Below are 26,198 nucleotides of genomic sequence, written 5' to 3' on the forward strand. Positions count from 1 at the left end.
TTCTGTACACTAAAGAAAGTTTTGAATCTGATAAATTAGGTGATGAAGTTGCAAATTAAAATAGAAGGCATACATGATGACCGCCTGCATCGGCCTCTGCAAAATATTGCAAATTTGTTTTATGAAGAGTGCGAGCTTGCGTATGGCGGAGAGGAGCCCGCAGATTTTGTCATTTCTTTAGCGTTGTCACAAACGGATGAGCATGTGACGGTTTCGGGAGAAGTGAAGGGAACTGGCATAAAGGAACAGCATACAAAATTCTTTTCTCCCGGCATGAATGAAAAAGAAGCTTTTAAGCAAGTGAAAAACACAATTTCTTATGTGTATCTCAATCTTCTTCAGGCGCATACGGGCATTACGCAGAAGTGGGGAATCCTCACAGGAATCCGGCCCACAAAGCTGCTTCATAAAAAACTGCAAAGCGGAATGTCCAAGGAGCAAGCGCATGCTGAGTTGAAAAAAGACTATTTAATTCATGATGAAAAAATCATGCTAATGCAGGAAATTGTTGATCGTCAGCTGGCGGCAGTGCCGGATTTGTACCGAGTAAAGGATGAAGTCAGCATTTATATCGGCATTCCGTTCTGCCCGACAAAATGCGCGTATTGCACATTCCCTGCGTATGCCATCCAGGGACAGGCAGGCAGAGTCGGCTCATTCCTATGGGGACTGCATTACGAAATGCAGAAAATCGGTGAATGGCTGAAGGAGCATGATGTTAAGGTTACAACCATTTACTTTGGCGGCGGGACGCCGACAAGCATTACAGCGGAGGAGATGGATCTGCTGTATGAAGAAATGGTCCGCTCCTTCCCGGATGTGAAAAACATTCGTGAGATTACGGTGGAGGCCGGTCGTCCTGACACGATTACAGAAGAAAAACTCGCCGTTTTAAACAAATATGACATTGATCGGATCAGCATCAATCCGCAATCCTACGAAAACGAAACGCTAAAGGCGATCGGGCGGCACCATACGGTTGAAGAGACCATTGAGAAATATCATCTGTCACGCCAGCACGGCATGAATAATATCAACATGGACTTGATTATTGGTTTGCCTGGGGAAGGCGTGAAGGAGTTTAGGCACAGTCTTTCAGAAACAGAAAAACTGATGCCGGAATCCCTTACCGTTCATACTCTTTCATTTAAACGGGCGTCAGAAATGACGAGAAACAAGCATAAGTACAAAGTTGCCGGCAGAGAAGAGGTTTCTCAAATGATGGAAGACGCGGTAGCCTGGACGAAAGAGCATGGGTACGTACCTTATTATTTATACCGCCAGAAAAACATTCTTGGAAACCTTGAAAACGTCGGATACTCTTTGCCGGGACAAGAAAGCATCTACAACATTATGATTATGGAAGAGGTGCAGACGATTATCGGAATCGGCTGCGGCGCTGCTAGTAAATTTATTGATCGGGATACAGGGAAAATCACGCATTTTGCGAATCCGAAAGATCCAAAATCGTACAATGAGCGCTTCGAGCACTACACGGACGAAAAAATCAAATATTTAGAGCAGATTTTTGAAAAGACGACAAAGCAGCACTGATTACAGTGCTGCTTTTTTTATCCCTGTTTTTTTGCGGGCTGAACCTCAGGCTTCCATTTAAATACCTTGTTCAGCAAGCGGTAAATTCGTTTTGATTCCTTTGTGACAAGCGGTCCCAAAATCGCCAGAATGAGGACATATAATGCGGCAAACGGCTTTAAAGTGGCTGACAGTCCGCCGGCTATTCCGAGATTCGCAACGATAATCGAAAATTCTCCCCGCGATACGATCGTCAGCCCGATATTCGATGAAGCCTTATGAGAAAGCCCTGCGCGTCGTCCTGCCACCATTCCGGCGATAAAATTTCCCAGAATGGTCAAAATCACTGCACCCAACGCAAGCCAAACCGCTTCACCAAGCGAAAACGGATCGATGCTGAGGCCGAAGCTGAAAAAGAACATCGCACCGAAGAAGTCGCGAAACGGAACGACGAGGTGTTCAATCCTATCGGAATGCTCTGTTTCTGAAAAGACCAAACCGAGCAGCAGCGCGCCGATTGCTTCTGCTACATGAATCGTCTCTGAAAACCCGGCGATAAAAAAGAGTGCTGCGAAAATGACGATAATAAACACTTCGTTTGAGCGAATGTCCAACAGTTTGTTCAACAGCGGCGGGAGTTTTCTTGCTGCGATAAAAAACAGCAGCATATAACCGAAGGCGATCAAAATGGACAAGAGCGCACTCCCTACGGATGTCGCATCACCTAGCACAAGCCCGGAAACAACGGACAGATATACGGCAAGGAAAATATCTTCAAACATGATGATGCCGAGAATCAATTCGGTTTCCGGATTGGCGGTCCTTTTTAAATCAACGAGCACTTTTGCGACAATCGCACTTGACGAGATTGTGATGACGCCTGCGAGGATGAGGACTTCCAGAAAGGAAAATCCGGTGATAAACCCGTAAAGCAGTCCGAGGCTGAAGTTAATCAAAATATAAATCGTTCCGCCGACCGCGATTGATTTTCCTGATTTGATTAACTTCCCGACAGAGAATTCGAGTCCGAGATAGAAGAGGAGGAACAGTACGCCCATTCGCCCGAAAAACTCGATGATTTCACTGCTTTGAATAAATGTTAGATCAATAATCCCTATTTTCGGCGCGTGCGGTCCAACAAGCATTCCCAGCACAATCAGAAACGGAATAATCGAAAATTTAATTTTATTGGCGATCACACTGGCGATTGCCACAAGCACAAGTGCAGTTCCGACTTCAAATACAAGATGGTCCATCGGGGCTCACACGCCCTCTCCAGAAAGAAAATCGTGAATCAGTTTCTTCAGATGCTTTCTCTCACCTGAGAGGACAAGGGTGTCATTTTCTTCAATAATCGAATCGGCTCCGGGATTTAGGAGCTTTTCCTGGTTGTGTTTGATAATGGCAATCACAGTGACATCGTAATTCTGGCGGACATCAAGCTCTCCGAGTGTGCGCCCGATCGATTTGGCGCCTTTTTCGACCTTAAACCATTCAATAATCAGATCGCTGAAGGCCATTTCGATGGACTCCAGAGCTTGCGGTTTATAGACCATGCCTCCGAGAATAGCTGCAATTTGCCTTGCTTCAGAATCATCCAATGAAATATTTGAAAGAAGCTCATCCGGGTCCCGGTCATTAAACCGGTAAATTTCCCTTCTTCCGTCATCATGAATGATAATCGTCATTTTTTCGTGGCTTCTCGTTTCGATTTCAAACTTTTTGCCGATGCCCGGCAGATCGTTTTCTTTAATATTCAATGAAAATCCCTCCGAATGTAGTGTTGGCAGTATGGGGTGAGTTACAAATAAAACTTGAGCAAATTATATTCGGAGGTAATTAGACTGGTATTTGACAGGGACGGCCAAAGCCTTTTCCAGCCTGTTTATTAGCGGTTCGTCAAGTGGTTTGACAGAGAGCTGCCTGACAGACTGCGCCAGCGGGCTGTACTCTTTGATCAGCTCAGCCGGGTGCATGCTGCCCGGCGACGGCGTTTTTGCCGATTGTGTTTCCTGCGGATATGAAGTCATAGGCACATAGCTGTCAGTGCTTGCTTCAAACTGAGAAGGCAGAACCACGTCCGAAGGGGGAAAGTACACCATAAATAAACTTAACAGAAAACTGATCAGCAATTTATCCATGTTCCTTTCCTCCCTTCTCATCAAGATATCCCTTCTTTTTCACTATATAAAACTTTATGTTTCTATTCAAACAATATGCATTTTTCAGTATCTATTGACCTTGAAAAATAAAAAGGTTTATTTGAGGATGGCGGGGAATGTATAGGAGAAAGAAAAAAAGTAAGCGCATACATGGAGGTGCTTTATATGGAGTTTGTTCAATATGCATGTAATGGGGCTGTTGCAGAGATTATCCTGAATCGGCCTGATGCCCATCACGCCCTGAATGAACAGATGCTGTCTGAATTGAAGGAGGCAGTCGAAATGGCGGCTGCAAGCGAGGCGCTCATCGTTCTCCTGAGAGGAAGCGGGAAAGGCTTTTCGGCCGGCGGTGATATCAGGATGATGACATCAGAGCATGACCCTGATCAATTTAAACGGCTGATGGATACGATTGAGGCTGTCACCCTGAATTTATATCAGATGAAGAAAGTGACAATTGCAGCCATTCATGGCGCTGCTGCGGGACTGGGCCTGAGTTTGGCGCTTTGTGCGGACATTGTGCTCGCTGAAAAAAACGCCGTTCTCGCGATGAATTTTATCGGCATTGGGCTTGTTCCGGACGGCGGAGGACATTATTTGCTGAAGAAAAGAATCGGTGAAGCAAAAGCGAAAAAACTGATTTGGAGCGGAAAAAAACTATCTACTTCAGAAGCTGCCGATATGGGGCTTCTTGATGGGACATTTGCCGGAGACCCTGCCGAAGGCGCAAGACCCATTATCGAAACCCTGTTGGCCTCCCCTCTTTTGGCGATGATCGAAACGAAAGCTATTTTTCAAAGCCTCCAAATTGAAGAACTGAAAAAAGTGCTATTCCTTGAGCGCAGCGCCCAAGAGAGAATGAGAAGGACCAAGGATCACCAAGAAGGAATCCGTGCCTTTTTAGAAAAACGGGAGCCGAAGTTTCAAGCGTAACAGATCAGCCGGAAAGCTGATCATCTGTGAAACAAAATCAGCTTTCCGGCTGCATTGACTAAACGATGAGTATGACTATGAAGCTCTTTTTCTTTTAAGAGGGCTTCACCATGCGTTTTTGCCGCTTCTTCATGTTCTGCCTCGAATTGCTCGTTTACCAGCGTGTTCCCCGAAGGATCAAATACGGTAAGGAAATAATCAGCCATCAGGTTTCTCCTCCATTTTAAGGTTTATCAGTCTTTCTTCATTTATATTCTAAATAGGAAATCAAAATCCTTTATTATGCTTAATCCAAAATTAGTATATAATGGGTCAGGGAAGGAGGAGATTCAGTGCTTACAATTGATCACGTAACGAAGACATTTGGAGATTATAAAGCCGTTGACGGATTGGACTTAGATATTCCGGAACAGCAAATGTTCGGTCTATTAGGCGCAAACGGAGCGGGAAAAACAACGACGTTTCGCATGATCCTAGGATTATTAAGCATTACGGAGGGCTCAATCAGCTGGAAGGGCCGTCCTGTGAATTATCATATCAGCAACAAAATCGGTTATTTGCCGGAAGAGCGGGGCCTTTATCCGAAAATGAAGGTAAGGGATCAGCTCGTCTATCTTGCCAGATTAAAAGGGATGGAGAAGCGGGAGGCTGTAAAAGAGCTCGGGACATGGCTTGAACGCTTCAATATTACAGATTACGAGAATAAGAAGGTGGAAGAGCTTTCAAAGGGGAATCAGCAGAAAATCCAATTCATTTCGGCAGTTTTGCATAAGCCGGAGCTCCTGATTCTTGATGAACCATTCAGCGGCTTGGACCCTGTCAATGTTGAGCTGCTAAAAGAGGCTGTGATCTCGCTGAAAAACAGCGGCGTTTCTATTTTATTTTCAAGCCACCGGATGGAACATGTGGAGGAGCTTTGTGAGAACCTTTGCATATTGCAGAAAGGAAGACCGGTCGTGCAAGGCAAGCTGAAGGAGATCAAGCGTTCTTTCGGTAAAAAGAATGTTACCATTCACTCCGATGACGATCTGCGCTTTTTGCAGTCCCATGAAGGCATTCTTCAATGGAAGGAAACGGCAGACGGCGTCAAGCTGCAGATTGCCAATGAAGACATTTCTCAAGAGATTTTTGCGATGCTCCAAGGAAAAGGGTTTATCAGAAAGTTTGAGCTTGAAGAGCCGTCACTGCATGATATTTTTATAGAAAAGGTGGGGGCCGTCTATGAATAAATTTTGGATCATGCTTTCTCATACATACAAAAATAAGATTATGGCAAAATCCTTTATTATTTCGACTGTCATCACGGTGCTGCTTGTTTTAGTTGTAACGAATCTGGAGTCGATCATTTCTTTGTTTCAAGGTGACGATGCGAAAGAAAAAATCGCCGTTGTTGATGAAACAAACGAATTATATCCGGTTTTTTCTAAGCAGCTGAAAGCGGTGGATACAGACGGCGATCTTGATGTGAAGCTGTCGAAGCAATCGGAGGATGAGGTCACAAAGCAAGTCAAAGATGAATCACTTGATGGCATGCTCATCATCAAACGAGATGAAAAAGGGACCATTTCAGGAACATATAAAGCGTTAACGATTTCTGATGAAAGCACGTATCAAACGCTGCAGCAGGCGCTGACGCAAACCAAAACAGCTGTCGGAACAGCGGAGCTCGGCGTGTCGCAGGAAACGATCAGCAGCCTTTATGCGCCCGTTACTGTGGGGCAGAAGGCGCTGAAAGAAGGGGCGAAGTCTGAGGAAGAGCTTGGCCAGACAGTAGGGCTTGTTTACATTATGCTGTTCGTCATTTATTTTTCGGTGATTATGTATGCCAGCATGATAGCGATGGAGGTCGCAACCGAAAAATCTTCGCGAGTTATGGAAATCCTGATCTCAAGTATGCCGCCGATCCAACAAATGTTTGCAAAGCTGCTTGGTATCGGGCTTGTCGGGATCACACAGCTTGCTATTATTATAGGAGCCGGCTCTCTGTCGCTTAAGCTGAACCAAAAGAGCGAAACGGCTTCATCTGTCGGCGGATTCCTTAATTTGACCGACGTATCTGCAACCACTGTCATCTATGCTGTCATTTTCTTTTTGCTCGGATACTTTTTGTACGCGACACTCGCCGCGTTTCTCGGCAGTGTCGTCAGCAGAATAGAGGACGTGCAGCAAACGATCACGCCGATGACGCTTTTGGTTGTCGCCGGTTTTATGATCGCGATGTTCGGTTTGAATGCGCCTGACGCAGGATTTATTACGGTAACTTCGTTTATTCCGTTCTTTACGCCAATGATTATGTTTCTGCGCGTCGGCATGCTTGATATTCCGTTCTGGCAGGCGGCTGTCGGAATCGGAATCACACTGCTCACCATTGTCATACTGGCCGTTATCGGCGCCAGAATTTATAAAGGCGGTGTATTAATTTACGGCAATTCAAGCGCGTTCAAAGCGATCAAACAAGCGCTTCGTTTAGCGAAAAACTGATTGGAAAACAGCCTGGGGATTCTCAGGCTGTTTCTTTATTGACAGAACGTGCATTCGCAAGAATTCGGTGCTAAAATAAGGGTACTTCATCCTGGAAAGGAGCAGAATGTTGACTGATCTAACCTTTATTCATGCGGCAGATCTTCATCTTGACAGCCCGTTTTACGGGATATCGCATCTGCCGGAGCCGATTTTTGCCCGGATTAAAGAAAGCACGTTTGCAAGCGTGAGACATATGATAGACGCCGCAGTGAGAGAGCACGTTGATTTCATTTTGCTGGCGGGAGATCTGTTTGATGAAGCCAATCGAAGCTTAAAGGCTCAGCTCTTTGTGAAAAAACAGTTTGAAAGACTCAGAGAGTGCGGGATTTCAGTATACGTCATCTTTGGGAATCACGATCACCTTGGCGGGGAGTGGACGCCGATTGAATGGCCTGAGAATGTCCATATTTTTTCGTCCGCTGTTCCAGAAGAAAAATCGTTTTTTAAAGAAGGCAGGCGCATAGCAAGCATTTACGGCTTCAGCTATCAAGCCAGAGCAGTGACGGAAAACCAAGCCGCCCGCTATCGGAGATCAACTGATGCACCGTTTCATATCGGCATGCTCCACGGCACGCTGTCAGGATCTGAAGGACACGATCCGTATTGCCCGTTTACACATGACGACCTCGTGAAAAGCGGGATGGATTATTGGGCGCTTGGCCATATACATAAACGCCAGGTTCTATCTGCCGAGCATCCGGCAGTCATTTACCCGGGAAACACGCAAGCACGCCATATAAAGGAGACGGGAGATAAAGGCTATTATCTCGTTCATGTGACAAACGGAGATATATCTTATGAATTTCAGAGAGCGCATGATGTCCTGTGGGAAAAAGCGGCGGTTGATGTGACGGAGGCAAAGAATATGACAGCCCTCTTCCAAATGGTGGAGGACACGTTTTCGAAGCTGCGGAAAAAGGGGAGCCCTGTTTGTGTAAGGCTTGTTTTACAAGGGACGGCGCCGGAATGGCTGCTGGAGGCGCCAAAAGGCACCTTGGATGAGTTTCTTGAAGCTCTTCAGGAACAAGAAGCGGAAGAGGAACATTTCGTTTGGCCTCTTAGATTGGACGATGAGACAGAAAACGAAGCAAACCTAACAAACCTTGATCCTTTTTTTGGCGGTTTATTTGAAGACATTGATCGCAGCGATCTGTCAGACGTGCTGGAAGGGCTTGAGCGGCATCCAGTGTATAGAAGGCACGCGGACCGGTTTAGCCAAGAGGAGGTAAAGGAAATAAAAGAGCAGGCACAGATATTATTGAAAAGACAGCTTAAGGTGCTTGATACATGAGGCGGTGACAGCTTTGCGAATTATATCTTTACATATCTACCAATACGGAAAATTTTCCAATCGGACCTTTCACTTTTCCGCCTCTCCTGTCCAAGTCATCTACGGATTAAATGAGGCAGGAAAAACGACGATGATGTCATTCATTGAAAGCATGCTGTTCGGTTTTCCGAAAACGAAAAAATATGAACCGAAAACAGGCGGTGTCTACGGCGGTGTTCTTGAAGCTGAACATCCTGAGTATGGGGTGCTGAAGATCGAACGGACGAAAGGGACTGCCGAAAAACTAAGCGTGTACACAGAAAAGGGCGAAGTAAAGCAGGGAGATGTTTTAAAGCAGCTGTTCCAGGGCACAGACAGGTCGTTGTACAAAGCCATATATTCGTTCGACGTATTCGGGCTGCAGGAAATTCACGCCTTTAATCGGGACAAGATAGGGGAATTTTTGCTCTTTTCCAGCTTGTTTGGTGCTGAAGCCGTATCAAAGCTTGATTCAAGGCTGACGAAGGAAAGCGAAAGGCTCTATAAACCAAATGGGCGAAACCCTCAATTGAATCAGGAGCTGGAAACGCTTAAGCAGCTGGCAGTGAAGCTAAAACAGGCTGAAGCAGAGGAAGCGGGCTATCATCAGCTTCTCGAGGAAAAACGAACGCTTGAAGCCCGCCTTGCAGCCGCGGAAACCGAATTGAAAGAGACGGCGGGACATATCCGAATGATTGAGGGAGCGATTGAGCGAAAACCATTACTAAATGAAAAAGCGACACTCGAACAGGTGATTGCAGAATGTCCGGAACATGCAGGACAATTTCCAGCTGACGGACTGCATCAGCTGGAAAAATATGAATCCCATCTTCACCCGAAATCAGCACAGCTTGAGGCGCTTCGGGTGAAGATGGCGGAGTTGGACAAACAGAGGCAAAAGCTTATCCCCGATAAAGAGCTATTGACGAAAGAAACGCTGATACAAGAGCTTTCGGCAGCGTTTCATATGTACCAATCCTGGGGAGAACAGCTGGCCGCCATTCAGGCACAGCTGCGCCAGACGTCTGCGCAGACAGCGGCAGGGCTGGAACAGCTCAATAAAACGGATGAAAATGAGCTCCTGAATATGAACACCTCATATGATTATGAATGGCAGCTTCAGCAAGCGGTGCAGCAATATGTACAGGCAAGAGACAGAAAACGGCAGCTTGACGAGACGTTTGAACTTGCCCGGCAAGAGCTTGAAGACGCGGAAAAGGCCGTTCATGCCGCTTCGTCCGCGATTCTTGAAAACAGCCAAAGAAAAGATAAAGAAGCAGCTCTTAGAGCATATGATGAAACACAGGGGCAGCACCAAGAGCAAGCGAAGCTAAGAGAACAGCTGAAGTTTTTTGAAAGACAGCAGGCTAAACAGAAAAAGACTGTTATTGCAGCTGGTATGTTGTTCATCGTTCTCTTTTCTCTGCTGCAGCAATGGATTCCCGCCATAAGTTTTGGCGCTGCACTTATTGTGTATTGGCTTGTATCAGGAAAATCGTCTTCTCGAAACAGCCGAGAGACAAGACAGCCCATGACGGATATTTCACCAGCAGAAGCTGAAATGCTTAGAGAAGCGTTATGGGAGGATGACCGCAATAAGCAGCACCTTCTCACACAGCGTGCAGCGCTCCAGCAAAAGGAGGCGGCGTATGAAAGGGTCATCCAGCAGTTTGAACAGTGGGAAGCCGAAATGGCGCCGTCCTTTACACAGGTTGAGCGTTTTATGAATGAGCTCGGATTTAAGGAAGATCCATCATTTTTGCTTGATGCATACAGCTTAATGAAGGATGTTAAAAAAGAAGTGAAGAAAAAGCATGAGCTGACCATTGAAGCAGGCAGGCTGAAAAAGCACCGGAGAACATTCGAAGAACGTGTCAGTATGCTTCGTCCCGTGAATCAGAGTCAGGATATCTCCATTTCGGATGCCCTTCACACATTGCGGAAAAACATTGAACGTGAAAAAGAAATTGAGAAGCAAAAAAAGGAAATTGAAACAGATATTCATTATACAAAGGAACAGATGCTTGAACTTGAGCAAGAAATACAGTATTTCCACGCACAGATTGAACAGTTATTTGCCGCGGCTGCTGCAAAAGACAGAGATGCGTTTTTTGCCATAGCCGACATCAGCAGGCAATTGAAGGATACGGAGAACAAGCTTCATCACGTAAACGCACAGCTTCAAGGCGGGCACCCGGAGGAACTTGAACTGGCGGATTCCAATACGCTTTCTGAATTGAAAGATAAGCAATTTGTTGAGAATGAAAGAAAAGAGCGGCTGACTGAGGAGATCGAGCAGCTCCGCAGCCAAATCGCACTGCTCTCAGTCAAACAGGAACAATTAGAGGCTTCGGGATTGGTCTCAGACCTCAAGCTTCAAACCGAAATGCAAAAAGAACGTGTGAAAGAAACGGCTAAAAAATGGGCCTCCATACAAATGGTCAAACAGGTGATCAAAAACAAATTGGAGCGGCATAAAAAGGTTGAGCTTCCGCGCCTTCTGGAGACGGCAGGAGAATTTTTCCGCCCTCTGACTGACGGAAACTACCAAACCATTTATTTTTCCGAAACGGATGATTCGATCATGGTTATGCATCGCGATGGAACTGTCTATCATGCGGAAGAGCTGTCACAAGGGACATGTGAACAGCTGTATACAGCGATCCGATTTGCTTTGGCTGTTACGCGCCAGGATGGGTCAATGCTTCCGTTCCAGCTTGACGACAGTTTTGTTCATTTTGATCAGGAAAGGCTGAAACGTGTATTACATGTTCTGTATGATTTATCTGAAGGCGGTAGGCAGATTTTGTATTTTACATGCCATGAGCATGTAAAAGATGCATTTCATAGCAGCCAAATCATCCATTTGGTGTCATAAAAGAGGTTCTATAGCTGAAAATCGGTATGTGATATACTGGTATTATGTAAGATACGGAGGGAGCTTTAATAGAATGGCTAAAGGGATTATGCTACATGAGGTTGGCGAACAGGTGGACCAGTATCTATTGATTAAATCCTCGACGAAAGGGATTGCAAGCAATGGAAAACCGTTTTTGACTCTGATGCTGCAAGACCAGTCAGGCGATATTGAAGCGAAGCTGTGGGATGCCAAGCAAAGTGATGAAGTGACCTATGCGCCGCAGACGATTGTCAAGGTCGTCGGCGATGTTCACCATTATCGCGGACGCACCCAGCTGAAGCTAAGAAATATCAGACCGGTAAGCGAGCAAGAAAACGTCAATATTGATGATTTTTTAGAAACCGCGCCGATTCCGAAAAATGAAATGATGGATACCATCACTCAATATATATTTGAAATGAAAAATCCGAATATCCAGCGAATCACAAGGTTTTTGGTTAAAAAACACGAAGCTGAGTTTATGGATTATCCGGCGGCTACGAAAAACCACCATGAGTTTGTCTCAGGTTTGGCGTATCATGTTGTCTCTATGCTGAACCTGGCGAAAGCAATAGCAGATTTATATCCGTCTCTTGATCGTGATCTGCTTTACGCCGGTGTTATCCTGCATGATCTTGGAAAAGTGAAGGAGCTGTCCGGCCCTGTTTCCACTTCATATACGGTTGAAGGCAATTTGCTCGGCCATATTTCCATCATGGTGACAGAGCTTTCAAAAGCGGCTGAGGAGCTTCAAATCGATTCTGAAGAGGTGTTAATTCTTCAGCACTTGATTTTGAGTCACCACGGCAAAGCAGAATGGGGCAGCCCGAAACCGCCGATGGTGAAAGAAGCGGAAATTCTTCACTATATAGACAATCTGGATGCAAAAATGAATATGATGGACAGAGCGCTTGAGCGCGTGAAGCCGGGCGAGTATACTGAACGTGTATTTGCACTGGAAAACCGTTCCTTTTATAAACCGACATTTCATAAATAACTTAAAAAGGACTGATGCTGACATATTCAGCTCAGTCCTTTTTGATGCGTCTTTCCCGCACATAACTCGTCTCATTCCCGCATATGTTTAAGAATAAAGAATCTATGCAAAGGGGGAGGAGCCCGTGTTATTTTTTCCGTGGTGGGTGTATCTTTGTATTGTAGGCATCATTTTCAGCGCATATAAACTTGTGGCGGCAGCCAAAGAGGAAGAAAAAGTAGACCAGGCTTTTATTGAAAAAGAAGGACAGATTTATATGGAGAGGATGGAAAAGGAACGAGAACGCCGCAGTTCTCAGCAGCATGAAGAAGAAAATCAAAACCATTCCATCGCATAAAAAAAGCTGTGCGGCTCAATGAGCCTGCACAGCTTTTTTATTATTTGGAACTGCTTGAAGATGAAGAAGTGCTGTTGCTTGTTGAAGATGTATTAAATGTGTCTTTCAGATCCTTATCTTTTACTTCGATGTCAGCCTTCTTCATGACTTTTTGAACAGCTTCCTGAACGGCATTGCTGTCATTTAGTTTTTGTTCAAGCACTTCAGATTTCAGTTCTTTTTTCATATCATCGTATTTGCCGCGTTCTTCTGTCTTTTTGATGATATGGTAGCCAAATTGTGTTTTCACAGGATCGCTGACTTCGTTTGTTTTCAACTTGAATGCAGCTTTTCTGAATGTGGAATCCAGTTGTTCGTTATCTTTTGAAATCCAGCCAAGTTCGCCACCGTTTGTAGCTGAGCCTGTGTCTGTAGAGTATTCCTTCGCAAGGGCATCAAATTTCTCGCCTTTTTTCAGCTTTTTCTCTATTTCCTCAGCTGTCTTTTTGTCAGCGACAAGGATGTGGCTTGCGCGAATCTGGCCTTTTAAGCCTTCCCAGTATTCTTTAATTTCATCATCTGTTACTTTGATGTTATCTTTAGCCGCTTTTTGTGTCAGCAATTCATATTTTACTTGTTCTTTCAGGTAATCTTTGCCATATTGCTTTTCGAGGGCAGTATATTGATCGCCAAGCTGCGTTTTGTATTCTTTCAGCTTGTTGTCAATTTCTTTATCCGAAACTTTATACTTCTTGTCCAATACTTTTTCTTGCACTAGCTGTGTCAGTACGCTTGCGCCAGCTGTTTTCTTCATGTTTGTGTAAAGCTCGCCTTTTGTGACATCGCCTGCGTCTGTTTTTGCGATGACTTCTTTGTCGCCGCTGCTGCAAGCACTGAGAGCGAGGATGCTTGTAGCAGTGATAGCTGCTATTGCGATTTTCTTCATTGTTTTCAAACACTCCTAATCATTCCAAATTAAATTACCTATGCGTATCATAACATATTGTGGCTTTCTGTAAAAAGATTTTAAATAAAGGGCATTCGTCTAGTCAAACTTTTGCTGATGACATACTTATATATTGATCAAGAAAAGGAGGTATGTAACATGAGCGGAGGATACTCTAACGGATTCGCGTTGCTCGTAGTACTGTTCATTTTGCTTATCATCGTAGGTGCAGCTTACATCTACTAAGCAGCCCGAGGATCGCTTGCAACATAAGCGATCCTTTATTTTCACTAGCGCCTAATCGTTTCAAACATGAATTGCATAACATGTAATTGGTAAATAAAGCTTATTACAGGAGGTGCTTTTTAAGATGGGTGAAGTATTTGCAGGCGGATTCGCTTTATTGGTTGTGTTATTTATTTTATTGATTATCATCGGCGCTTCTTGGCTGTACTAATCAACATAAAAAAGCATAGCTGCTTAATCAGCAGCTATGCTTTCTTTCGTATTTACACTGTAAAGGAGATCTCCACAAACGAAGAGATCAGTAAAATTAATATAGATACATTAATAAATCGGAATACCTTATCTTGCCGCTCTTCAGGAATCTCTCTGACAAGGCATAATGTATTGGTGAGCCTGTTTATGAAATATAAAATAAACACGGCAGCCACGATAAAATAGAATAAAATGATGGGAGATTCCCCCTCTCTCTGAACTGTCCCATATTACATTACCAAATATTTATTAAAAAAGATAGAATGCAAATTGAAAAATCGCCACCAGCACCAGGGTTTGACTACTTTTCAACAAGAATATCCAAGCCGTCAGCTTCCTGATCAATAAAAGCGGTTTTCGGTGCTTTTATCAGCTTGAGAGCCAGCAGGAAATCAGGCAGACAGTAGCCGGCGTGAATGCCCGAGATCATGCAAAAATAATGAGCGTGATTCGGAAATGCCAGTGCTGCGTAAAACAATACCGGTGTAATCAGCAAGAACGGGCTGACGAGTGAAATCAGCATTGTTTTTTTTGGTATACGTTTCCATGTGCGCATGCGCAATATGTAAAACTTTTTTTCTATTTTTCTTTTTTTGCAGATGATTGGCAGGACATGGATGACTTTATGTACAAATAAAATAACGACGAGCAAACCGCCGAATAAAGATACATATTCATCGCTTAAGCTTGTGCCAGGCCGCAGCAGCTCAAAAGCTAAAAAGGTAGATATAAAAACCAAAATCATAAAACATACAGCAGTTAATATTATGCGAACGGCGCCATAATCCTTCATGAGATTTATGGTCTTCCAGCAATTCATCAAAGTCATCCTTCCATACATCTTGAATAGAATCTCAAAATAATTTACTCCTCCCAAGAGAAAAAATCAATGCTTTTTTAAGAAAAAATATCATCCGGCAGGTATTTTTTTGAAACAAGCAAACAAACTGCGAAATATGGGGTTAGAACTTTCTTCTCAGTGAATTATCAGCTAAAATAAGATTAAAGATAGAAAGAAGTGGTGTGGATGGATTCGATGGATCATCGCATTGAGCGATTAGAATATTACATACAATTATTAGTGAAAACAGTAGATATGGACAGGTACCCCTTCTATGCGCTTCTCATTGACAAAGGGCTGAGCAAGGAAGAAGGGGAAGCGGTTATGAGGATATGCGATGAATTGTCGGAAGAGCTGGCAACACAAAAAGCGCAAGGATTTGTAACCTTTGATAAGCTCCTTGCGCTTTTTGCCGGACAGCTGAATGAAAAATTAGATGTTCATGAAACGATTTTTGCCCTGTATGAGCAGGGGCTTTATCAAGAGCTGATGGAAGTCTTTATCGACATCATGAAGCATTTTGATTAACTGTTTACAGGTTCAAGCTCTTCAGCCGGTTCATCCGCCGCACTGTCCTTTGCTTTTTTCTTCAGTTTTCCGTTTACGCTTTCAAAGTCATTGTCAATATTGGTGAGTGACGTTTCGAAAATTTCCATAAAATCATCGCCGTAGATATGGCGTATCATACACATCATTTCTGCCACTTCAGGAAATTTTCCGAATAAATGATACAAAGGCTGTGAACCTTTAAAAACAGCGTTGCGTGTCGGATCAAATTCCTCAAGCAAGCTCCAGAATACCTTGGTACCTTCCTCAGTCAATTGGACATATGTGTTCCGTTTATCATTCAGCCGTTTGGAGAACCTTAAATATCCCCGTTCTTCCAGCTTTTTTGAAAAGTTGAATGCGGTTGATACGTGCATGACCCCGAATTTCGCGATTTCAGAAATGGAAGCTCCATTCAATTGATACGCAATCCATAAAATATGATGCTCATTAATATTCAGGTCATACGGTTTGAGCCATTGCTGCCAATCCTTCTCGATCGATTTCCAAAGAGCCTTGCTAAGCTGAGCCATTTTCTGGGTGAAAACCAGAGCTTCTTTCACATCATAGGGCGGTTCCACTCGATTCATTACGTCACCTGCTTCTCTTTTTCTTTTTCTCTATTATGCCAATAAAATAAAGATTAATAAAGATGAAAATGTAAGAATTTTTTAATAAATTCACAAACCATTGCGACGAAAGGGTTTTTCGGCCAAAAAAAAATACGGGTCCAATTTTGGCCCGCATTTTTTTCTTTTGAATAGGATATTAGTTTTGTAAGGTTTTCTCCAGCTGTCTGATTTTCTCTTCGATATCGGCAATTTCTTTTTGCAGATCCTGCTGGTGAGGCTTGATCTCTTCCTGCCATTTTTTAATTGACGTTTGGAGCTCGCCGCCCACGTCTTTAATAACATCCGTGCTTTCTTTTGCCGCTTTGATCAGCTGGTCTTTTAATGCAAGCCCGTCTGACTTTAAGCGTTTGATTGTTTCTTCAAAAGAATCATAATTGGTTTTCATTTTTTCACGCAGCTGCTTTCCTGAGGAAGGTGCAGTAAGAAGAACCGCTGCTCCTCCGATGATGCCGCCTACGAATAGTCCTGTTAATAGAGAACGTCCGCTCGCCATTACAATCACCCCGTCTTTTTCTTCAAAATAGGATTCATTCAGCATTTTTCATTTTTGTTGAAAGCCTGAACTTCTATACATAGCTTGCTTTATTTTAGCATATTTTTTAAGTGAAAAGGAGGGAGAAGGTTGTCTGTCTTTTTGATTGTATTATCCTGCATCACCCTTGCCTTCGCTTCAGGCGCTGTTTACTATATCAAACTTCTCAGCCAGGCTGCTTCTTATCCGCCCAAGAGGGTTATCCGGCAGAAAGCGCTTGTTTGTTCAACCGGAACCGCCTTTACACTATGTCTTATCTTTTTCACAAAACTCCTCGCTTAAAACATGCTGACATGCTGCGGACGCTCTGTTCAAAAAACCTCTCCCGTAGCGGAAGAGGTTTTGTGTGACAATTATTTAGCAGCTTCCATAAAGCTTGAACGCCTTAAAATGGTTTGCACAATCGGATAAATAATGATCATTGAGATTGTATTCAGCACAGCGGCCGGCAGAACAACAGCAGCGAACAATGCGGCGAAACCGCCCGGTAAACCGACGATCAATAAAGCTGACGATAGAAACACAATACCTGATAAGATGGTCCCGATCACTGTCAGCACAGCGGCTGCACCTGTTTTTCGGCTCTTTCTGAACAAGAGAAACAGGGAGAAGAACAGAAACGCTGATACGGGTTTATCAATGATGTTGGGGATCTGTCCGGCTGGAAACGCGGTTGTAAGCGCGGAAATGATTCCGGTCACGATCCCGATGACGAGTACATTTTGCACCCGCGGGAACAGCAGAATGCCCATGAACATCATGATCAGCATCATATCTGGTTTCATGCCGCCTAAAAAGGGCGGAATAATGGAATGAAGCGCTGCGCCGATTGCGGCAAACAGAGCCATAATGACTAACTCTTTTGTTTTCATAACTATGCTCTCCTCTGCTAAGCTTTTTGCCCTCCAATAATATGCTCATCATTTATTGCGAAGGCTTTACAGAATGTGTTATGCAAACAGTATACCAAACGGACGGTTTGCATAGCCAGACTTTTTACTCATTTTCCTGCTGGAATTTCTTCATGAACGCAGCTAATTTTTCACAGTCTTCGAGAGAGACCGCGTTATAAATAGAAGCGCGGCAGCCTCCCACCGAACGGTGTCCGCCAAGGCCGATCATCTTCGCATCTTTTGCTTTCTGGACGAATGTTTTCGTTAATTCGTCATCCCGAAGCGTGAAGGTGACATTCATGCGTGAGCGGCTGTCCTTTCTGGCATGACCTTTATAGAAGCCGTTGCTTTCATCAATACAGCTGTAGAGAACCTGCGCTTTTTGTTCATTGCGCTGTTCAACAGCTTCCACACCGCCGTTTTCCTTGAGCCATTCCAGAACGAGGCTCAGCATATAAATCGCAAATGTCGGCGGAGTGTTGTAGAGTGAATCCGCTTTGACATGCGTGGAATATTTCAGGATTTTTGGGACGTTCGCATTTTCATTTTTCAGCCAGCTTTTTTTCATAATGACTACAGTCACGCCGGAAGGGCCGAGGTTCTTTTGGGCGCCTCCGTAGATCACATCAAATTTGGACACATCGATTTTTCTGCTTAAAATATCGCTGGACATGTCGGCTACGAGCGGAATAGGAGAATTCGGAAACTCCTGCCACTGAGTGCCGAAAATTGTATTGTTGGATGTGATATGTAAATATGCGCCGTCTTTTACATCCGTAAGGTCAACCTCTGGAATATAGCTGTAATTGTCTGTTTCACTAGTAGCGGTGATAGACGTGTTCCCGAACAATTTCGTTTCTGCCAGTGCTTTTTCAGACCAAGCGCCTGTCATCACAAAATGTGCGGTTTTTTCAGGTGTTAAAAAGTTCATCGGAAGCATTGAGAATTGAAGGCTTGCCCCGCCTTGAAGAAACAAGATATCGTAATCTTCCGGAATGCCCATCAGTTCGATTAAGAGGCTTTTCGCTTTTTGGTGCACCGCTTCATACACTTTGCTGCGGTGGGAAAGCTCCATAACAGACATGCCGGATTCGTTAAAATCAATAAATTCTTTCTGTGCTTTTTGCAGAACTTCCAGTGGCAGCGCTGCAGGACCTGCGTTAAAATTCGTTGTACGTTCCATTATGATCTCTCCCTGTTTTTCACGTTAATGTATAAAATAATACAATTATCCTATCACAAAAATTCAGTTTTTTGATAAAAAATTAGAATTATCAAAAGAAATTGACGGATGTTTGCGAAATGTTCACAAAATAAAATAACCTCATCTTATGATGAGGCCAGGCGTTTTGCGATAGAGGAAGAGATGTTCTGCAGATCCTCCGGTTTATAATCATCAGCATGCGTTTTCCAAACCGCTCCGAATCCATCTCCTTTTCCGTAGCGAGGGATAATATGCATATGGTAGTGGAACACAGATTGTCCAGCTTTTTCGCCGTTATTGTTCAGCGTATTTAAGCCGATCGGTTCAAATTCATCCCGGATAGCGCGGGCGATTTTTGGAACAGCATGGAAATATTGTTTTGCTAATTCATCTGTAAATTCATATACATTCTCAATATGTGTTTTCGGAATGACAAGCGTATGGCCTTTTGTCACTTGGCTGATATCAAGAAAGGCAAGTACATGTTCATCTTCATACACCTTCGCGGATGGAATGTCGCCGGCGATAATTTTACAAAAGATACAATTCTCTGCACAATGCATGAGGGTTCCTCCTTATGAAATTGTTTAGTATGTATACACTCATCGTACCACAGAAATGCAGAAAATAGAAAACAGGATGAACGGCGAGCGTTCACCCTGAATGCAGAGGAAGAGCTTATATGAAGAAAATGTGTTATGCCTTTGGTAAGCACCTCATTTGTCAATAAAATGAAGACTTGTTTAATGCCTAACGATTCCTGCGATAAACACCTCATTTGACAATTTGCTTCATACATGAAGAATTCATCAATTCAGTGAAGAGAAATGGTTTGAGCATTGGACATGTTTATTTTCTATCCAACTGTTTCTAAGACGTCTTTGACAAACACCTCATTTTTCAGTTGATATGCTTTTCCTCTACAACTATTATGATGTCCAGAACCTGTCTCTTTATGACAGCAAATTCATCATTTGTTAAAAGGGAATTGTTTCAAATCAGGCCTTGTTTTTGGTACTATGAAGAAAAACACTATAAGGGGAGAAACTATGTCTCTGCTATCGGTAAAAGACTTAACCGGCGGATATACAAGGAATCCGGTTTTAAAAAACGTATCATTCACCCTTGAACCGAATCAAATTGTCGGCTTAATCGGGCTGAATGGTGCTGGTAAAAGTACAACAATCAGACATATCATCGGGCTGATGGACCCGCATAAAGGTTCAATCGAATTAAACGGTAAAACGTTTGCTGAGGATCCGGAAGGCTACCGTTCACAATTTACCTATATACCTGAAACACCTGTTTTATACGAAGAATTGACGCTGATGGAGCATCTTGAACTAACAGCCATGGCATATGGACTGTCAAAAGAAACGATGGAGAAAAGGCTGCCTCCGCTTTTAAAGGAATTCCGAATGGAAAAGAGGCTGAAGTGGTTCCCGGCCCATTTTTCTAAAGGAATGAAGCAGAAGGTTATGATTATGTGCGCCTTTTTGGCAGAGCCTGCGCTCTACATTATTGATGAGCCTTTTCTAGGGCTTGATCCGCTTGCCATTAACGCGCTGCTTGAACGGATGAATGAAGCGAAAAAAGGCGGGGCGAGCGTGCTGATGTCAACACACATTTTGGCAACGGCAGAACGCTATTGCGATTCGTTTATTATTTTACATAACGGCGAGGTGCGGGCGCGCGGCACGCTGTCAGAGCTCAGAGAGCAGTTTGGAATGAAGGACGCGGCGCTGGACGATTTGTATCTTGAGCTTACAAAGGAAGACGCTGGCCATGAATAATATGCTTGATATTTGGCAGTCGCGGCTGCAGGAGCATATCAAAGAAACAAGAACATACATGAAATATATGCTCAATGATCACCTCGTCATTGTTTTGATTTTTTTTCTAGCGGGCGCTGCAAGCTGGTACAGCAAATGGATACGGGACATTCCCGCTCACTTTCCATCCTTTTGGGTGATGGCCGTGCTGTTTTCGCTCGTGTTGACAAGCTCTTATGTGCGAACGCTTTTGAAGGAGGCTGACCTTGTTTTCTTATTGCCTCTTGAAGCAAAAATGGAGCCTTACTTGAAGCAGGCGTTTGTCTACAGCTATGTGTCTCAGCTGTTTCCGCTTATTGCGCTGAGCATCGTTGCGATGCCGCTTTATTTCGCAGTCACACCGGGGGCTTCGCTCGTATCGTATGCCGCGGTCTTTGTCCAACTGTTGCTGCTGAAAGCGTGGAATCAGGTAATGGAATGGCGAACGACTTTCCAAAACGACCGCAGCATGAAACGGATGGACGTCATCATTCGCTTTGCGGCGAATACACTCGTTCTTTATTTTGTTTTCCAATCTGTTTATATGTATGCGCTTCTCGTCTATGTCATTATGGCTGTTCTTTATCTGTATATGTCTTCCGCAGCAAAACGGAAAACATTTAAATGGGAAAGCCATATTGAGTCCGAATTGAGACGAAAGCAGCGTTTCTATCGGATTGCCAACCTGTTTACTGATGTGCCGCATTTGCGAAAGCAAGCCAAACGCAGAGCTTATCTCGACTTTTTGCTGCGGCTTGTGCCGTTTGAACAGCGCAAAACATTTGCCTATATGTTCACCCGCGCCTTTTTGCGTTCGAGTGATTATTTGGGCATTCTTGTCAGATTAACGATCGTTTTCGCGCTGATCATTATGTATGTCTCAGCTAGCCCGTTGATTACAGCGGTTTTGACTGTGTTTGCCATTTTCATTACGGGCATTCAGCTTCTGCCGCTCTTCGGCCACTTTGACCATCTGGCGCTTCAAGAGCTGTACCCTGTGAAAAAAGAAACAAAGCTGAAAAGCTATTTCTCTCTATTAAAAACTGCACTTAGTATTCAAGCGCTTCTGATGTCTGTTGCATCTGCCTATGCAGCCGGCTTGACCGGTTTTCTGTACGCGCTGATCGGTTCTGCCGTTCTGATTTTTGTTGTTATGCCTGCTTATATGGCAACCAGGCTGAAAAAGCACGGAAAGCTGTGAACTGAAAAGAGGTAATCAAATGACAGATAATCAGCTGCTGATGCAGGATGCTTTGGAATGGAAAATGCATTTTTTGCGAAAGGATTCCATGTTTGAACGCTTTTCGAAGCGTGTGCAGACGAAGGTGAATGAACGGATTCCTGAAAAAATCCATACGGTCGTCACCGAGAGTGTAAGAAAAATGGTAGAAGCGACAATGGCCGGCTCCAATATCATCACTTATAAAAAGGATACAAGTGCACTGTCGCTCAGTGAAAAAAACGAATTGGCGAAAAAAACGATTGTTTCTTATCAGAAAGTGGCAGCTGCTGAGGGAGTCGGCACCGGAGCGGGCGGCATTTTTTTAGGCATTGCTGATTTTCCGCTGCTGCTTTCAATTAAGATGAAGTGTTTATTTACCTTGTCTTCCATTTACGGCTTTGATGTCAAGGATGCACAAGAAAGGATGTTTTTGCTCCTCGTGTTTCAGCTTGCGTTTTCGAGTGATGATGGCCGTAAATCGCTTTTTTCTGTCATCGAAAATTGGGAGACGGAGAAAAAGAGCATCGACTGGAGAGTGTTCCAGCAGGAATATCGCGATTATATCGACGTCGTGAAGCTTTTTCAGCTTTTGCCGGGCGTAGGAGCGGCAGTCGGCGGAATTGCCAATTATAAGCTGCTTGCTCAGCTTGGAGAAACGGCAAGACATGTTTTTCATCTGAGGATATTAAAGGAAAAAGCCGGAGAATAAACACTCCGGCTTTTTTTTATAGCTGATGATAGGTGACCGCAGCGCCGGCAAGGACCTTGGCCGCTGTCAGCATTGCTTTTTCGTTGATATCAAATTTTGGATGGTGGTGGGAAAAGACTCGATCTGGCTGTTCGGGAGCGGCACCTGTAAAGAAAAAAGTGCCTTTCACGTTTTGTAAGTAATAAGCAAAATCCTCGCCGCCCATTTGCGGTTCACCTTCAATGACCTGCTGAACGCCCTCGGTATTCTTTGCGGTGCTCACCAAGTGGCTCGTTTCGGCAGGATGGTTCACAACCGCCGGATAACCCTGTTCATAGGTGTACTCATAGGACGCGCCGTGCATGCTGCATATTCCTTTTACAACCGCTTCAATTTCTTTCTCCAGAATGTCCCGGACATTTTCATCAAAAGAACGCGCTGTGCCGATGAGTACTGCTTGGTCTGCGATGACATTAAACGGATTGTCTGCGATGAAGGAGCCTGTCGAAATGACGGCGGATTGAATCGGATTGACTTTGCGGCTGACAATGTGCTGCAAAGAGGAAACGATTTGCGAACCGATCAGGACGGCGTCTTTTGTATCATGCGGATGAGCGCCGTGGCCGCCCTTTCCGAAAACTTTAATCGTAAATCGGTCCGCCGCCGCCATTACGGCGCCGGGGCGGCAGAGAATAGTTCCGAGCGGCTCAGTTGCCCAAAGATGAGTGCCGAATATCACATCCGTGTTTTCGAGACATCCGTCATCAATCATTGGCTTTGCGCCTCCAGGATAATATTCTTCTGCATGCTGGTGGATCATCACAAATGTTCCCTTCAGTTCATGTCTGTTTTGGTGAAGGACCTTGGCCACTGCGAGAAGAGCTGCGGTGTGGCCGTCGTGGCCGCATGCATGCATGACACCAGGCACTTTGGAGGCGTAAGGGACATCTTTTTCATCTTGAATGGGGAGAGCGTCAAAGTCGGCCCTCAAAGCGACTGTAGGGCCGGGGTCGCTTCCTTCTATATATGCTAAAACCCCTCTGCCGCCGACGTTTGTGCGGATTGGGATTCCTAACGATTCATAATAGGAAGCAATAAATGCGGCGGTTTTTTCTTCTTGAAATGAAAGCTCAGGATACATATGAAAATGGCGCCTGATCTCAACCATTTCTTCAAAACAGCCGTCGAGCTGTTTGTTTATCTCTTTCTGCAGTGTGGATATGGACAAAGCCGCTTCCCCCTTTTCTATGCTTTTCCATGATTGTATAGAAAAAGTCTGAATATTTCAACTCATGCTGTTTTAAAGCATCATCACTGCTGCGAGAGTTGTCACCAAAAGGCCAATCGCGACGGGAATGAAGTTTTTTCTGGCAAGCTCAAAAGGATCAACTTTGCAAATGGCCGCGGCGGGAATCAACGCCCATGGGACCAGTGTTCCTCCGCCCACCCAGATGGCAGAGATTTGTCCGAGCGCGGTCAGAACGGCGGGATCGGCATGGAGAGCTGACGAAAAGAGCTTTGCGATGGAGCCGGCGAGAGAAATGCCAGAAAATCCTGAGCCATCAAGGCCTGTTATGGCTCCAGCGGCAGTTAATGCAGCGGCGGCAAGCTCCTTTGACATAGGCATCATATGGGATAAAGCAATGCCAAGATCGTTGACAATGCCGTGGGAACCTTTAGGGAGTGAAGTGCCCAGTATGCTTTCATAGCCTGAGTCGCCAAGATAAAAGAAAGCGGCAATCGGGATGACGGGGCCGAAAACCTTAAAACCGAACTTAAATCCGTCAATAAAATAGCCGGTGATTTTTTCAAGCCCTTTATGCTTATACACGAAAAAATGAACGGTAAAGAGGATACAAATTGCAGACCCGCCAATTAACGCGGTTGCATCATTTCCTTGTAGGTTAAACAAGAGCATGCAGGAAATATCTGCAAGAAAGGCAAGCGGAATCAAAAAAGCCAGTATGGACCGCAGGCGTTTTGGCAAGTACAGCGAGTTGTCTTGTTCGCCGGAAAGAACGGGGGAAAAAGAAGCGGGATGCTCCTGTTTTTTGCGTTCGCGCTGAATCATGATAAAGGCAGCAGTTGTTGTTGTCACACCCATAATCAGCACAAGCGGAATACTGGCCGAGACGACATCACCGACTGGAATGCCTGCTGCATCCGCAGTCAGCTTTGGAGCCGCCTGAATGACAAAGTCTCCTGACAGGGCAAAACCGTGTCCGAATAAGTTCATGGCCATGGCCGCGGCAAGAGGCGTCAAATCGGCACGTGCGGCTGCGGGGAGCAGGACGGCGCCGATCAAAGCGACACCCGGAGAAGGCCAGAAGAAGAGAGAAATGGCGAACATCAGGCCTCCAATCAGCCAATAGGCAGTCACAGGCCCTCTCACAAGGCTTGCAAAGGGAGAAATCATCGCTTCATTTATCCCTGTTTTTGTTAACAAATCACTCATTGAAACGATAAAGCAAATGATGAAAATCGTGGGCAGCAGTTCGCCGGCAGCATAGATAAAGCTGTGGAATAAACTGCTGACAGAAGCTGAAAGTGAATGGCTGGCCCATAGCGATATGATAAAAATGCCGAATAGAGAAATAAATGTCGTGTCTTTTCTCAGCAGCATAAATAGGATAATTGCACCGATAAAAAACACATACAGAACATGGACAGATAAAATCCCGACTTCCATCATCGATCACTCCTTCCGCTTACAGATTATTCATAGGCGGGCGGAAGGTGCCGGGACAGAGGGGAGGGTTATGATGGAAGATGAACATTGATCTGTTTCAGCTGCTCAATCAGATGATGCCTTAATACTCTATTCGCTTTTTGCAGATGTTTTGGGAAGCATTCAGGAGAAAAAATGACGCACCCTTCAGCAAGCCAGTTTTTTCTATAGGCGATGATGCTTTCCGATGGCTCTAAATATGAATCATCCTCGTGCTGCATCTCGTAATCATCAAATCCGAACTGAAAACCGCAGCACGGGCATCATGAGAATGATTGCCTTCATGATCATATGGCGGTTCAGCCAATCTCTTAAACCCGCAGACTGGGCAAGTATGCTTCATTTTGCTTTCCTCCCAATAAAAATAAGCTGCCGGACATGCCGGCAGCTATTCGACAGCGAAATATGTGGTGACATAGGAAGGCCGGGAGAAGATCGACGTTGTGTCAATTCCAGCAGATGTATCGCGTTTTTTGTGGGCTTCTTTGTAAGAACCGGACTGCTGCCAGTCTTGAAAGGCGCTTTCCGTTTCCCACAAGGTCAGAATGACATAGGTGTCACTGTCAAGCGGACGGAGCACTCGAATTGCTTCAAAGCCAGGCTCGTTTTCGACTTTTCCCGCTCTGTTTTTAAATCTGTTTTCAAACAGCGGACGCCCTTCCTGAGTGACGGCAATATTGTTCAATACTGCAAAACCGGGATGTTTGATCTCTCCGACTTGGTCAATGACTTCATAAGCGTGTGGTGCCTGGAAAACGGTATCTCCGTTTGTTTCATGAATTAAAATGGCGTTTTCCTGCCCCTGCATCAAAAGGATATTTTCTGAGGGATGCTTCTCTACGATCGTTTTTAAAAAATCGGCTGTCCCATATGTAATATAAACCTTCATATCAGCCACCTCCTGCTTGCTAGTATATCAAAACAATGGTATAAGTTTCTATTGGCGAGTGCTTCGAACATAATTCCAAACAATTTTTCCCATACT

At 44.5% G+C, this 26,198-nt stretch carries 30 protein-coding genes and 1 pseudogene; 15 read left to right on the plus strand and 16 right to left on the minus strand.

From position 1 onward, the window contains the following. Window positions 1–48: 48 nt before the first annotated feature. On the plus strand, window positions 49–1,554 hold the full coding sequence (locus tag MKY50_RS05380) for a coproporphyrinogen III oxidase (protein WP_014479327.1): 1,506 nt from the start codon (window positions 49–51) through the stop codon (window positions 1,552–1,554). 17 nt (window positions 1,555–1,571) lie between these two features. Here MKY50_RS05380 and khtU read toward each other — a convergent pair whose 3' ends face one another. The 3 genes from khtU to khtS all read right to left on the minus strand — a co-directional run bounded on the left by khtU (window position 1,572) and on the right by khtS (window position 3,695). Beyond that, window positions 1,572–2,789: a K(+)/H(+) antiporter subunit KhtU gene (khtU, locus tag MKY50_RS05385; protein ID WP_063334972.1), complete on the minus strand. Its 1,218-nt coding sequence runs from the start codon at window positions 2,787–2,789 to the stop codon at window positions 1,572–1,574. A gap of 6 nt (window positions 2,790–2,795) precedes the next feature. Further along, the gene (khtT, locus tag MKY50_RS05390; protein WP_003233269.1) at window positions 2,796–3,293 is read right to left on the minus strand and encodes a K(+)/H(+) antiporter subunit KhtT; all 498 of its coding nucleotides are present in this window, start codon (window positions 3,291–3,293) and stop codon (window positions 2,796–2,798) included. Between the two features lie 63 nt (window positions 3,294–3,356). Then, window positions 3,357–3,695: a K(+)/H(+) antiporter modulator KhtS gene (gene khtS / locus MKY50_RS05395; protein WP_077670575.1), complete on the minus strand. Its 339-nt coding sequence runs from the start codon at window positions 3,693–3,695 to the stop codon at window positions 3,357–3,359. 165 nt (window positions 3,696–3,860) lie between these two features. Here khtS and MKY50_RS05400 point away from each other — a divergent pair, with 165 nt between their 5' ends. After that, window positions 3,861–4,628, plus strand: coding sequence for an enoyl-CoA hydratase (locus MKY50_RS05400; protein WP_251186873.1), 768 nt, complete (start codon window positions 3,861–3,863; stop codon window positions 4,626–4,628). Window positions 4,629–4,648: 20 nt separating this feature from the next. On the opposite strand, the gene MKY50_RS05405 is transcribed toward MKY50_RS05400, so the two are convergent. Continuing rightward, window positions 4,649–4,834 carry a YhzD family protein gene (locus tag MKY50_RS05405; protein ID WP_003233264.1) on the minus strand — a complete coding sequence of 62 codons (186 nt, stop codon included), beginning with the start codon at window positions 4,832–4,834 and terminating at the stop codon, window positions 4,649–4,651. A gap of 126 nt (window positions 4,835–4,960) precedes the next feature. On the opposite strand from MKY50_RS05405, the gene MKY50_RS05410 reads away from it, so the two are divergent. The 6 genes from MKY50_RS05410 (at window position 4,961) to yhaL (ending at window position 12,693) form a co-directional block, all read left to right on the plus strand. Continuing rightward, window positions 4,961–5,857, plus strand: coding sequence for an ABC transporter ATP-binding protein (locus MKY50_RS05410; protein WP_128473765.1), 897 nt, complete (start codon window positions 4,961–4,963; stop codon window positions 5,855–5,857). After that, on the plus strand, window positions 5,850–7,109 hold the full coding sequence (locus tag MKY50_RS05415) for an ABC transporter permease (RefSeq protein WP_003244912.1): 1,260 nt from the start codon (window positions 5,850–5,852) through the stop codon (window positions 7,107–7,109). Before MKY50_RS05410 ends, MKY50_RS05415 begins: the two co-directional genes overlap by 8 nt. Window positions 7,110–7,215: 106 nt before the next feature. Continuing rightward, window positions 7,216–8,442, plus strand: coding sequence for a metallophosphoesterase family protein (locus tag MKY50_RS05420; protein WP_341116272.1), 1,227 nt, complete (start codon window positions 7,216–7,218; stop codon window positions 8,440–8,442). A gap of 4 nt (window positions 8,443–8,446) precedes the next feature. Continuing rightward, window positions 8,447–11,338, plus strand: a complete 2,892-nt coding sequence (gene sbcE / locus MKY50_RS05425) for a DNA repair/recombination ATPase SbcE (RefSeq protein WP_341116273.1) — start codon at window positions 8,447–8,449, stop codon at window positions 11,336–11,338. A gap of 73 nt (window positions 11,339–11,411) precedes the next feature. After that, window positions 11,412–12,356, plus strand: coding sequence for a 3'-5' exoribonuclease YhaM (yhaM, locus tag MKY50_RS05430; protein WP_003245698.1), 945 nt, complete (start codon window positions 11,412–11,414; stop codon window positions 12,354–12,356). A 124-nt stretch (window positions 12,357–12,480) separates the two neighbouring features. Then, on the plus strand, window positions 12,481–12,693 hold the full coding sequence (yhaL, locus tag MKY50_RS05435) for a sporulation protein YhaL (protein ID WP_003233252.1): 213 nt from the start codon (window positions 12,481–12,483) through the stop codon (window positions 12,691–12,693). Window positions 12,694–12,733: 40 nt separating this feature from the next. Here the strand turns inward: yhaL and MKY50_RS05440 are convergent, their stop codons facing one another. Further along, entirely contained in the window at window positions 12,734–13,618 is an 885-nt protein-coding gene (locus MKY50_RS05440) for a peptidylprolyl isomerase (RefSeq protein WP_251232826.1), read from the minus strand. Window positions 13,619–13,777: 159 nt separating this feature from the next. Here MKY50_RS05440 and yhzE1 point away from each other — a divergent pair, with 159 nt between their 5' ends. Both yhzE1 and yhzE2 read left to right on the plus strand, forming a co-directional pair. After that, window positions 13,778–13,864 carry a sporulation protein YhzE1 gene (yhzE1, locus tag MKY50_RS05445; protein WP_003327753.1) on the plus strand — a complete coding sequence of 29 codons (87 nt, stop codon included), beginning with the start codon at window positions 13,778–13,780 and terminating at the stop codon, window positions 13,862–13,864. A 124-nt stretch (window positions 13,865–13,988) separates the two neighbouring features. Further along, window positions 13,989–14,075 (plus strand): sporulation protein YhzE2, encoded by an 87-nt coding sequence (yhzE2, locus tag MKY50_RS05450; protein WP_003155248.1) that lies wholly within the window; start codon window positions 13,989–13,991, stop codon window positions 14,073–14,075. Between the two features lie 52 nt (window positions 14,076–14,127). Here the strand turns inward: yhzE2 and MKY50_RS05455 are convergent, their stop codons facing one another. After that, on the minus strand, window positions 14,128–14,310 hold the full coding sequence (locus MKY50_RS05455; RefSeq protein ID WP_024571667.1) for a hypothetical protein: 183 nt from the start codon (window positions 14,308–14,310) through the stop codon (window positions 14,128–14,130). A 107-nt stretch (window positions 14,311–14,417) separates the two neighbouring features. Then, window positions 14,418–14,936 (minus strand): DUF3267 domain-containing protein, encoded by a 519-nt coding sequence (locus tag MKY50_RS05460; RefSeq protein ID WP_341116274.1) that lies wholly within the window; start codon window positions 14,934–14,936, stop codon window positions 14,418–14,420. 207 nt (window positions 14,937–15,143) lie between these two features. On the opposite strand from MKY50_RS05460, the gene MKY50_RS05465 reads away from it, so the two are divergent. Further along, window positions 15,144–15,485 carry a YhaI family protein gene (locus tag MKY50_RS05465; protein WP_009966921.1) on the plus strand — a complete coding sequence of 114 codons (342 nt, stop codon included), beginning with the start codon at window positions 15,144–15,146 and terminating at the stop codon, window positions 15,483–15,485. Here the strand turns inward: MKY50_RS05465 and MKY50_RS05470 are convergent. Beyond that, on the minus strand, window positions 15,482–16,093 hold the full coding sequence (locus tag MKY50_RS05470; RefSeq protein ID WP_341116275.1) for an HTH-type transcriptional regulator Hpr: 612 nt from the start codon (window positions 16,091–16,093) through the stop codon (window positions 15,482–15,484). The genes MKY50_RS05465 and MKY50_RS05470 overlap by 4 nt on opposite strands. A gap of 178 nt (window positions 16,094–16,271) precedes the next feature. Continuing rightward, a complete protein-coding gene (locus tag MKY50_RS05475) occupies window positions 16,272–16,628 on the minus strand; it encodes a YtxH domain-containing protein (RefSeq protein WP_003245875.1) in 357 nt (118 codons plus the stop codon). Between the two features lie 129 nt (window positions 16,629–16,757). Between MKY50_RS05475 and MKY50_RS05480 the strand changes: the two genes are divergently transcribed. Continuing rightward, window positions 16,758–16,949, plus strand: coding sequence for a hypothetical protein (locus tag MKY50_RS05480; protein WP_003233238.1), 192 nt, complete (start codon window positions 16,758–16,760; stop codon window positions 16,947–16,949). Between the two features lie 71 nt (window positions 16,950–17,020). Here the strand turns inward: MKY50_RS05480 and trpP are convergent, their stop codons facing one another. The 3 genes from trpP to MKY50_RS05495 all read right to left on the minus strand — a co-directional run bounded on the left by trpP (window position 17,021) and on the right by MKY50_RS05495 (window position 19,327). After that, on the minus strand, window positions 17,021–17,539 hold the full coding sequence (gene trpP, locus MKY50_RS05485; RefSeq protein WP_003233236.1) for a tryptophan transporter TrpP: 519 nt from the start codon (window positions 17,537–17,539) through the stop codon (window positions 17,021–17,023). 124 nt (window positions 17,540–17,663) lie between these two features. Then, the gene (serC, locus tag MKY50_RS05490; protein WP_341116276.1) at window positions 17,664–18,743 is read right to left on the minus strand and encodes a 3-phosphoserine/phosphohydroxythreonine transaminase; all 1,080 of its coding nucleotides are present in this window, start codon (window positions 18,741–18,743) and stop codon (window positions 17,664–17,666) included. Window positions 18,744–18,889: 146 nt separating this feature from the next. Then, the gene (locus MKY50_RS05495; protein ID WP_003233231.1) at window positions 18,890–19,327 is read right to left on the minus strand and encodes an HIT family protein; all 438 of its coding nucleotides are present in this window, start codon (window positions 19,325–19,327) and stop codon (window positions 18,890–18,892) included. Between the two features lie 486 nt (window positions 19,328–19,813). Here MKY50_RS05495 and ecsA point away from each other — a divergent pair, with 486 nt between their 5' ends. From ecsA to MKY50_RS05510, 3 genes are read left to right on the plus strand one after another with little or no spacing between them, the layout of a single operon-like run. Then, complete coding sequence (gene ecsA / locus MKY50_RS05500; RefSeq protein WP_003233230.1) at window positions 19,814–20,557, plus strand: ABC transporter ATP-binding protein EcsA; 744 nt, start codon at window positions 19,814–19,816, stop codon at window positions 20,555–20,557. After that, window positions 20,550–21,776 carry an ABC transporter permease EcsB gene (ecsB, locus tag MKY50_RS05505; RefSeq protein WP_341116277.1) on the plus strand — a complete coding sequence of 409 codons (1,227 nt, stop codon included), beginning with the start codon at window positions 20,550–20,552 and terminating at the stop codon, window positions 21,774–21,776. Before ecsA ends, ecsB begins: the two co-directional genes overlap by 8 nt. A gap of 19 nt (window positions 21,777–21,795) precedes the next feature. Then, a complete protein-coding gene (locus tag MKY50_RS05510; protein WP_341116278.1) occupies window positions 21,796–22,506 on the plus strand; it encodes an EcsC family protein in 711 nt (236 codons plus the stop codon). Window positions 22,507–22,522: 16 nt separating this feature from the next. Here the strand turns inward: MKY50_RS05510 and sndC are convergent, their stop codons facing one another. From sndC to hmoB, 4 genes and pseudogenes are all read right to left on the minus strand, one after another. Next, complete coding sequence (gene sndC / locus MKY50_RS05515) at window positions 22,523–23,713, minus strand: N-acetyl amino acid acetylase SndC (RefSeq protein WP_341116279.1); 1,191 nt, start codon at window positions 23,711–23,713, stop codon at window positions 22,523–22,525. Between the two features lie 72 nt (window positions 23,714–23,785). After that, a complete protein-coding gene (locus MKY50_RS05520) occupies window positions 23,786–25,177 on the minus strand; it encodes a hypothetical protein (RefSeq protein ID WP_341116280.1) in 1,392 nt (463 codons plus the stop codon). Window positions 25,178–25,242: 65 nt separating this feature from the next. Continuing rightward, window positions 25,243–25,556 (minus strand): annotated as a pseudogene (locus MKY50_RS05525) (hypothetical protein). A gap of 45 nt (window positions 25,557–25,601) precedes the next feature. Further along, window positions 25,602–26,102, minus strand: coding sequence for a heme-degrading oxygenase HmoB (gene hmoB / locus MKY50_RS05530; RefSeq protein ID WP_024572544.1), 501 nt, complete (start codon window positions 26,100–26,102; stop codon window positions 25,602–25,604). Window positions 26,103–26,198: the final 96 nt, after the last annotated feature.

This window comes from Bacillus sp. FSL R7-0685 (assembly GCF_038002425.1).
GTDB lineage: Bacteria > Bacillota > Bacilli > Bacillales > Bacillaceae > Bacillus > Bacillus subtilis.

Bases quoted from the DNA above. Each gene is read 5' to 3' on its own strand.
- khtU (WP_063334972.1), bottom strand. From the start codon at position 2,789: ATGGACCATCTTGTATTTGAAGTCGGAACTGCACTTGTGCTTGTGGCA.
- khtS (WP_077670575.1), bottom strand. From the start codon at position 3,695: ATGAGAAGGGAGGAAAGGAACATGGATAAATTGCTGATCAGTTTTCTG.
- MKY50_RS05400 (WP_251186873.1), top strand. From the start codon at position 3,861: ATGGAGTTTGTTCAATATGCATGTAATGGGGCTGTTGCAGAGATTATC.
- MKY50_RS05405 (WP_003233264.1), bottom strand. From the start codon at position 4,834: ATGGCTGATTATTTCCTTACCGTATTTGATCCTTCGGGGAACACGCTG.
- MKY50_RS05415 (WP_003244912.1), top strand. From the start codon at position 5,850: ATGAATAAATTTTGGATCATGCTTTCTCATACATACAAAAATAAGATT.
- MKY50_RS05420 (WP_341116272.1), top strand. From the start codon at position 7,216: ATGTTGACTGATCTAACCTTTATTCATGCGGCAGATCTTCATCTTGAC.
- yhaM (WP_003245698.1), top strand. From the start codon at position 11,412: ATGGCTAAAGGGATTATGCTACATGAGGTTGGCGAACAGGTGGACCAG.
- MKY50_RS05440 (WP_251232826.1), bottom strand. From the start codon at position 13,618: ATGAAGAAAATCGCAATAGCAGCTATCACTGCTACAAGCATCCTCGCT.
- yhzE1 (WP_003327753.1), top strand. From the start codon at position 13,778: ATGAGCGGAGGATACTCTAACGGATTCGCGTTGCTCGTAGTACTGTTC.
- yhzE2 (WP_003155248.1), top strand. From the start codon at position 13,989: ATGGGTGAAGTATTTGCAGGCGGATTCGCTTTATTGGTTGTGTTATTT.
- MKY50_RS05460 (WP_341116274.1), bottom strand. From the start codon at position 14,936: ATGAATTGCTGGAAGACCATAAATCTCATGAAGGATTATGGCGCCGTT.
- MKY50_RS05465 (WP_009966921.1), top strand. From the start codon at position 15,144: ATGGATTCGATGGATCATCGCATTGAGCGATTAGAATATTACATACAA.
- MKY50_RS05470 (WP_341116275.1), bottom strand. From the start codon at position 16,093: ATGAATCGAGTGGAACCGCCCTATGATGTGAAAGAAGCTCTGGTTTTC.
- MKY50_RS05475 (WP_003245875.1), bottom strand. From the start codon at position 16,628: ATGGCGAGCGGACGTTCTCTATTAACAGGACTATTCGTAGGCGGCATC.
- trpP (WP_003233236.1), bottom strand. From the start codon at position 17,539: ATGAAAACAAAAGAGTTAGTCATTATGGCTCTGTTTGCCGCAATCGGC.
- serC (WP_341116276.1), bottom strand. From the start codon at position 18,743: ATGGAACGTACAACGAATTTTAACGCAGGTCCTGCAGCGCTGCCACTG.
- MKY50_RS05495 (WP_003233231.1), bottom strand. From the start codon at position 19,327: ATGCATTGTGCAGAGAATTGTATCTTTTGTAAAATTATCGCCGGCGAC.
- ecsA (WP_003233230.1), top strand. From the start codon at position 19,814: ATGTCTCTGCTATCGGTAAAAGACTTAACCGGCGGATATACAAGGAAT.
- ecsB (WP_341116277.1), top strand. From the start codon at position 20,550: ATGAATAATATGCTTGATATTTGGCAGTCGCGGCTGCAGGAGCATATC.
- MKY50_RS05510 (WP_341116278.1), top strand. From the start codon at position 21,796: ATGACAGATAATCAGCTGCTGATGCAGGATGCTTTGGAATGGAAAATG.
- MKY50_RS05520 (WP_341116280.1), bottom strand. From the start codon at position 25,177: ATGATGGAAGTCGGGATTTTATCTGTCCATGTTCTGTATGTGTTTTTT.
- hmoB (WP_024572544.1), bottom strand. From the start codon at position 26,102: ATGAAGGTTTATATTACATATGGGACAGCCGATTTTTTAAAAACGATC.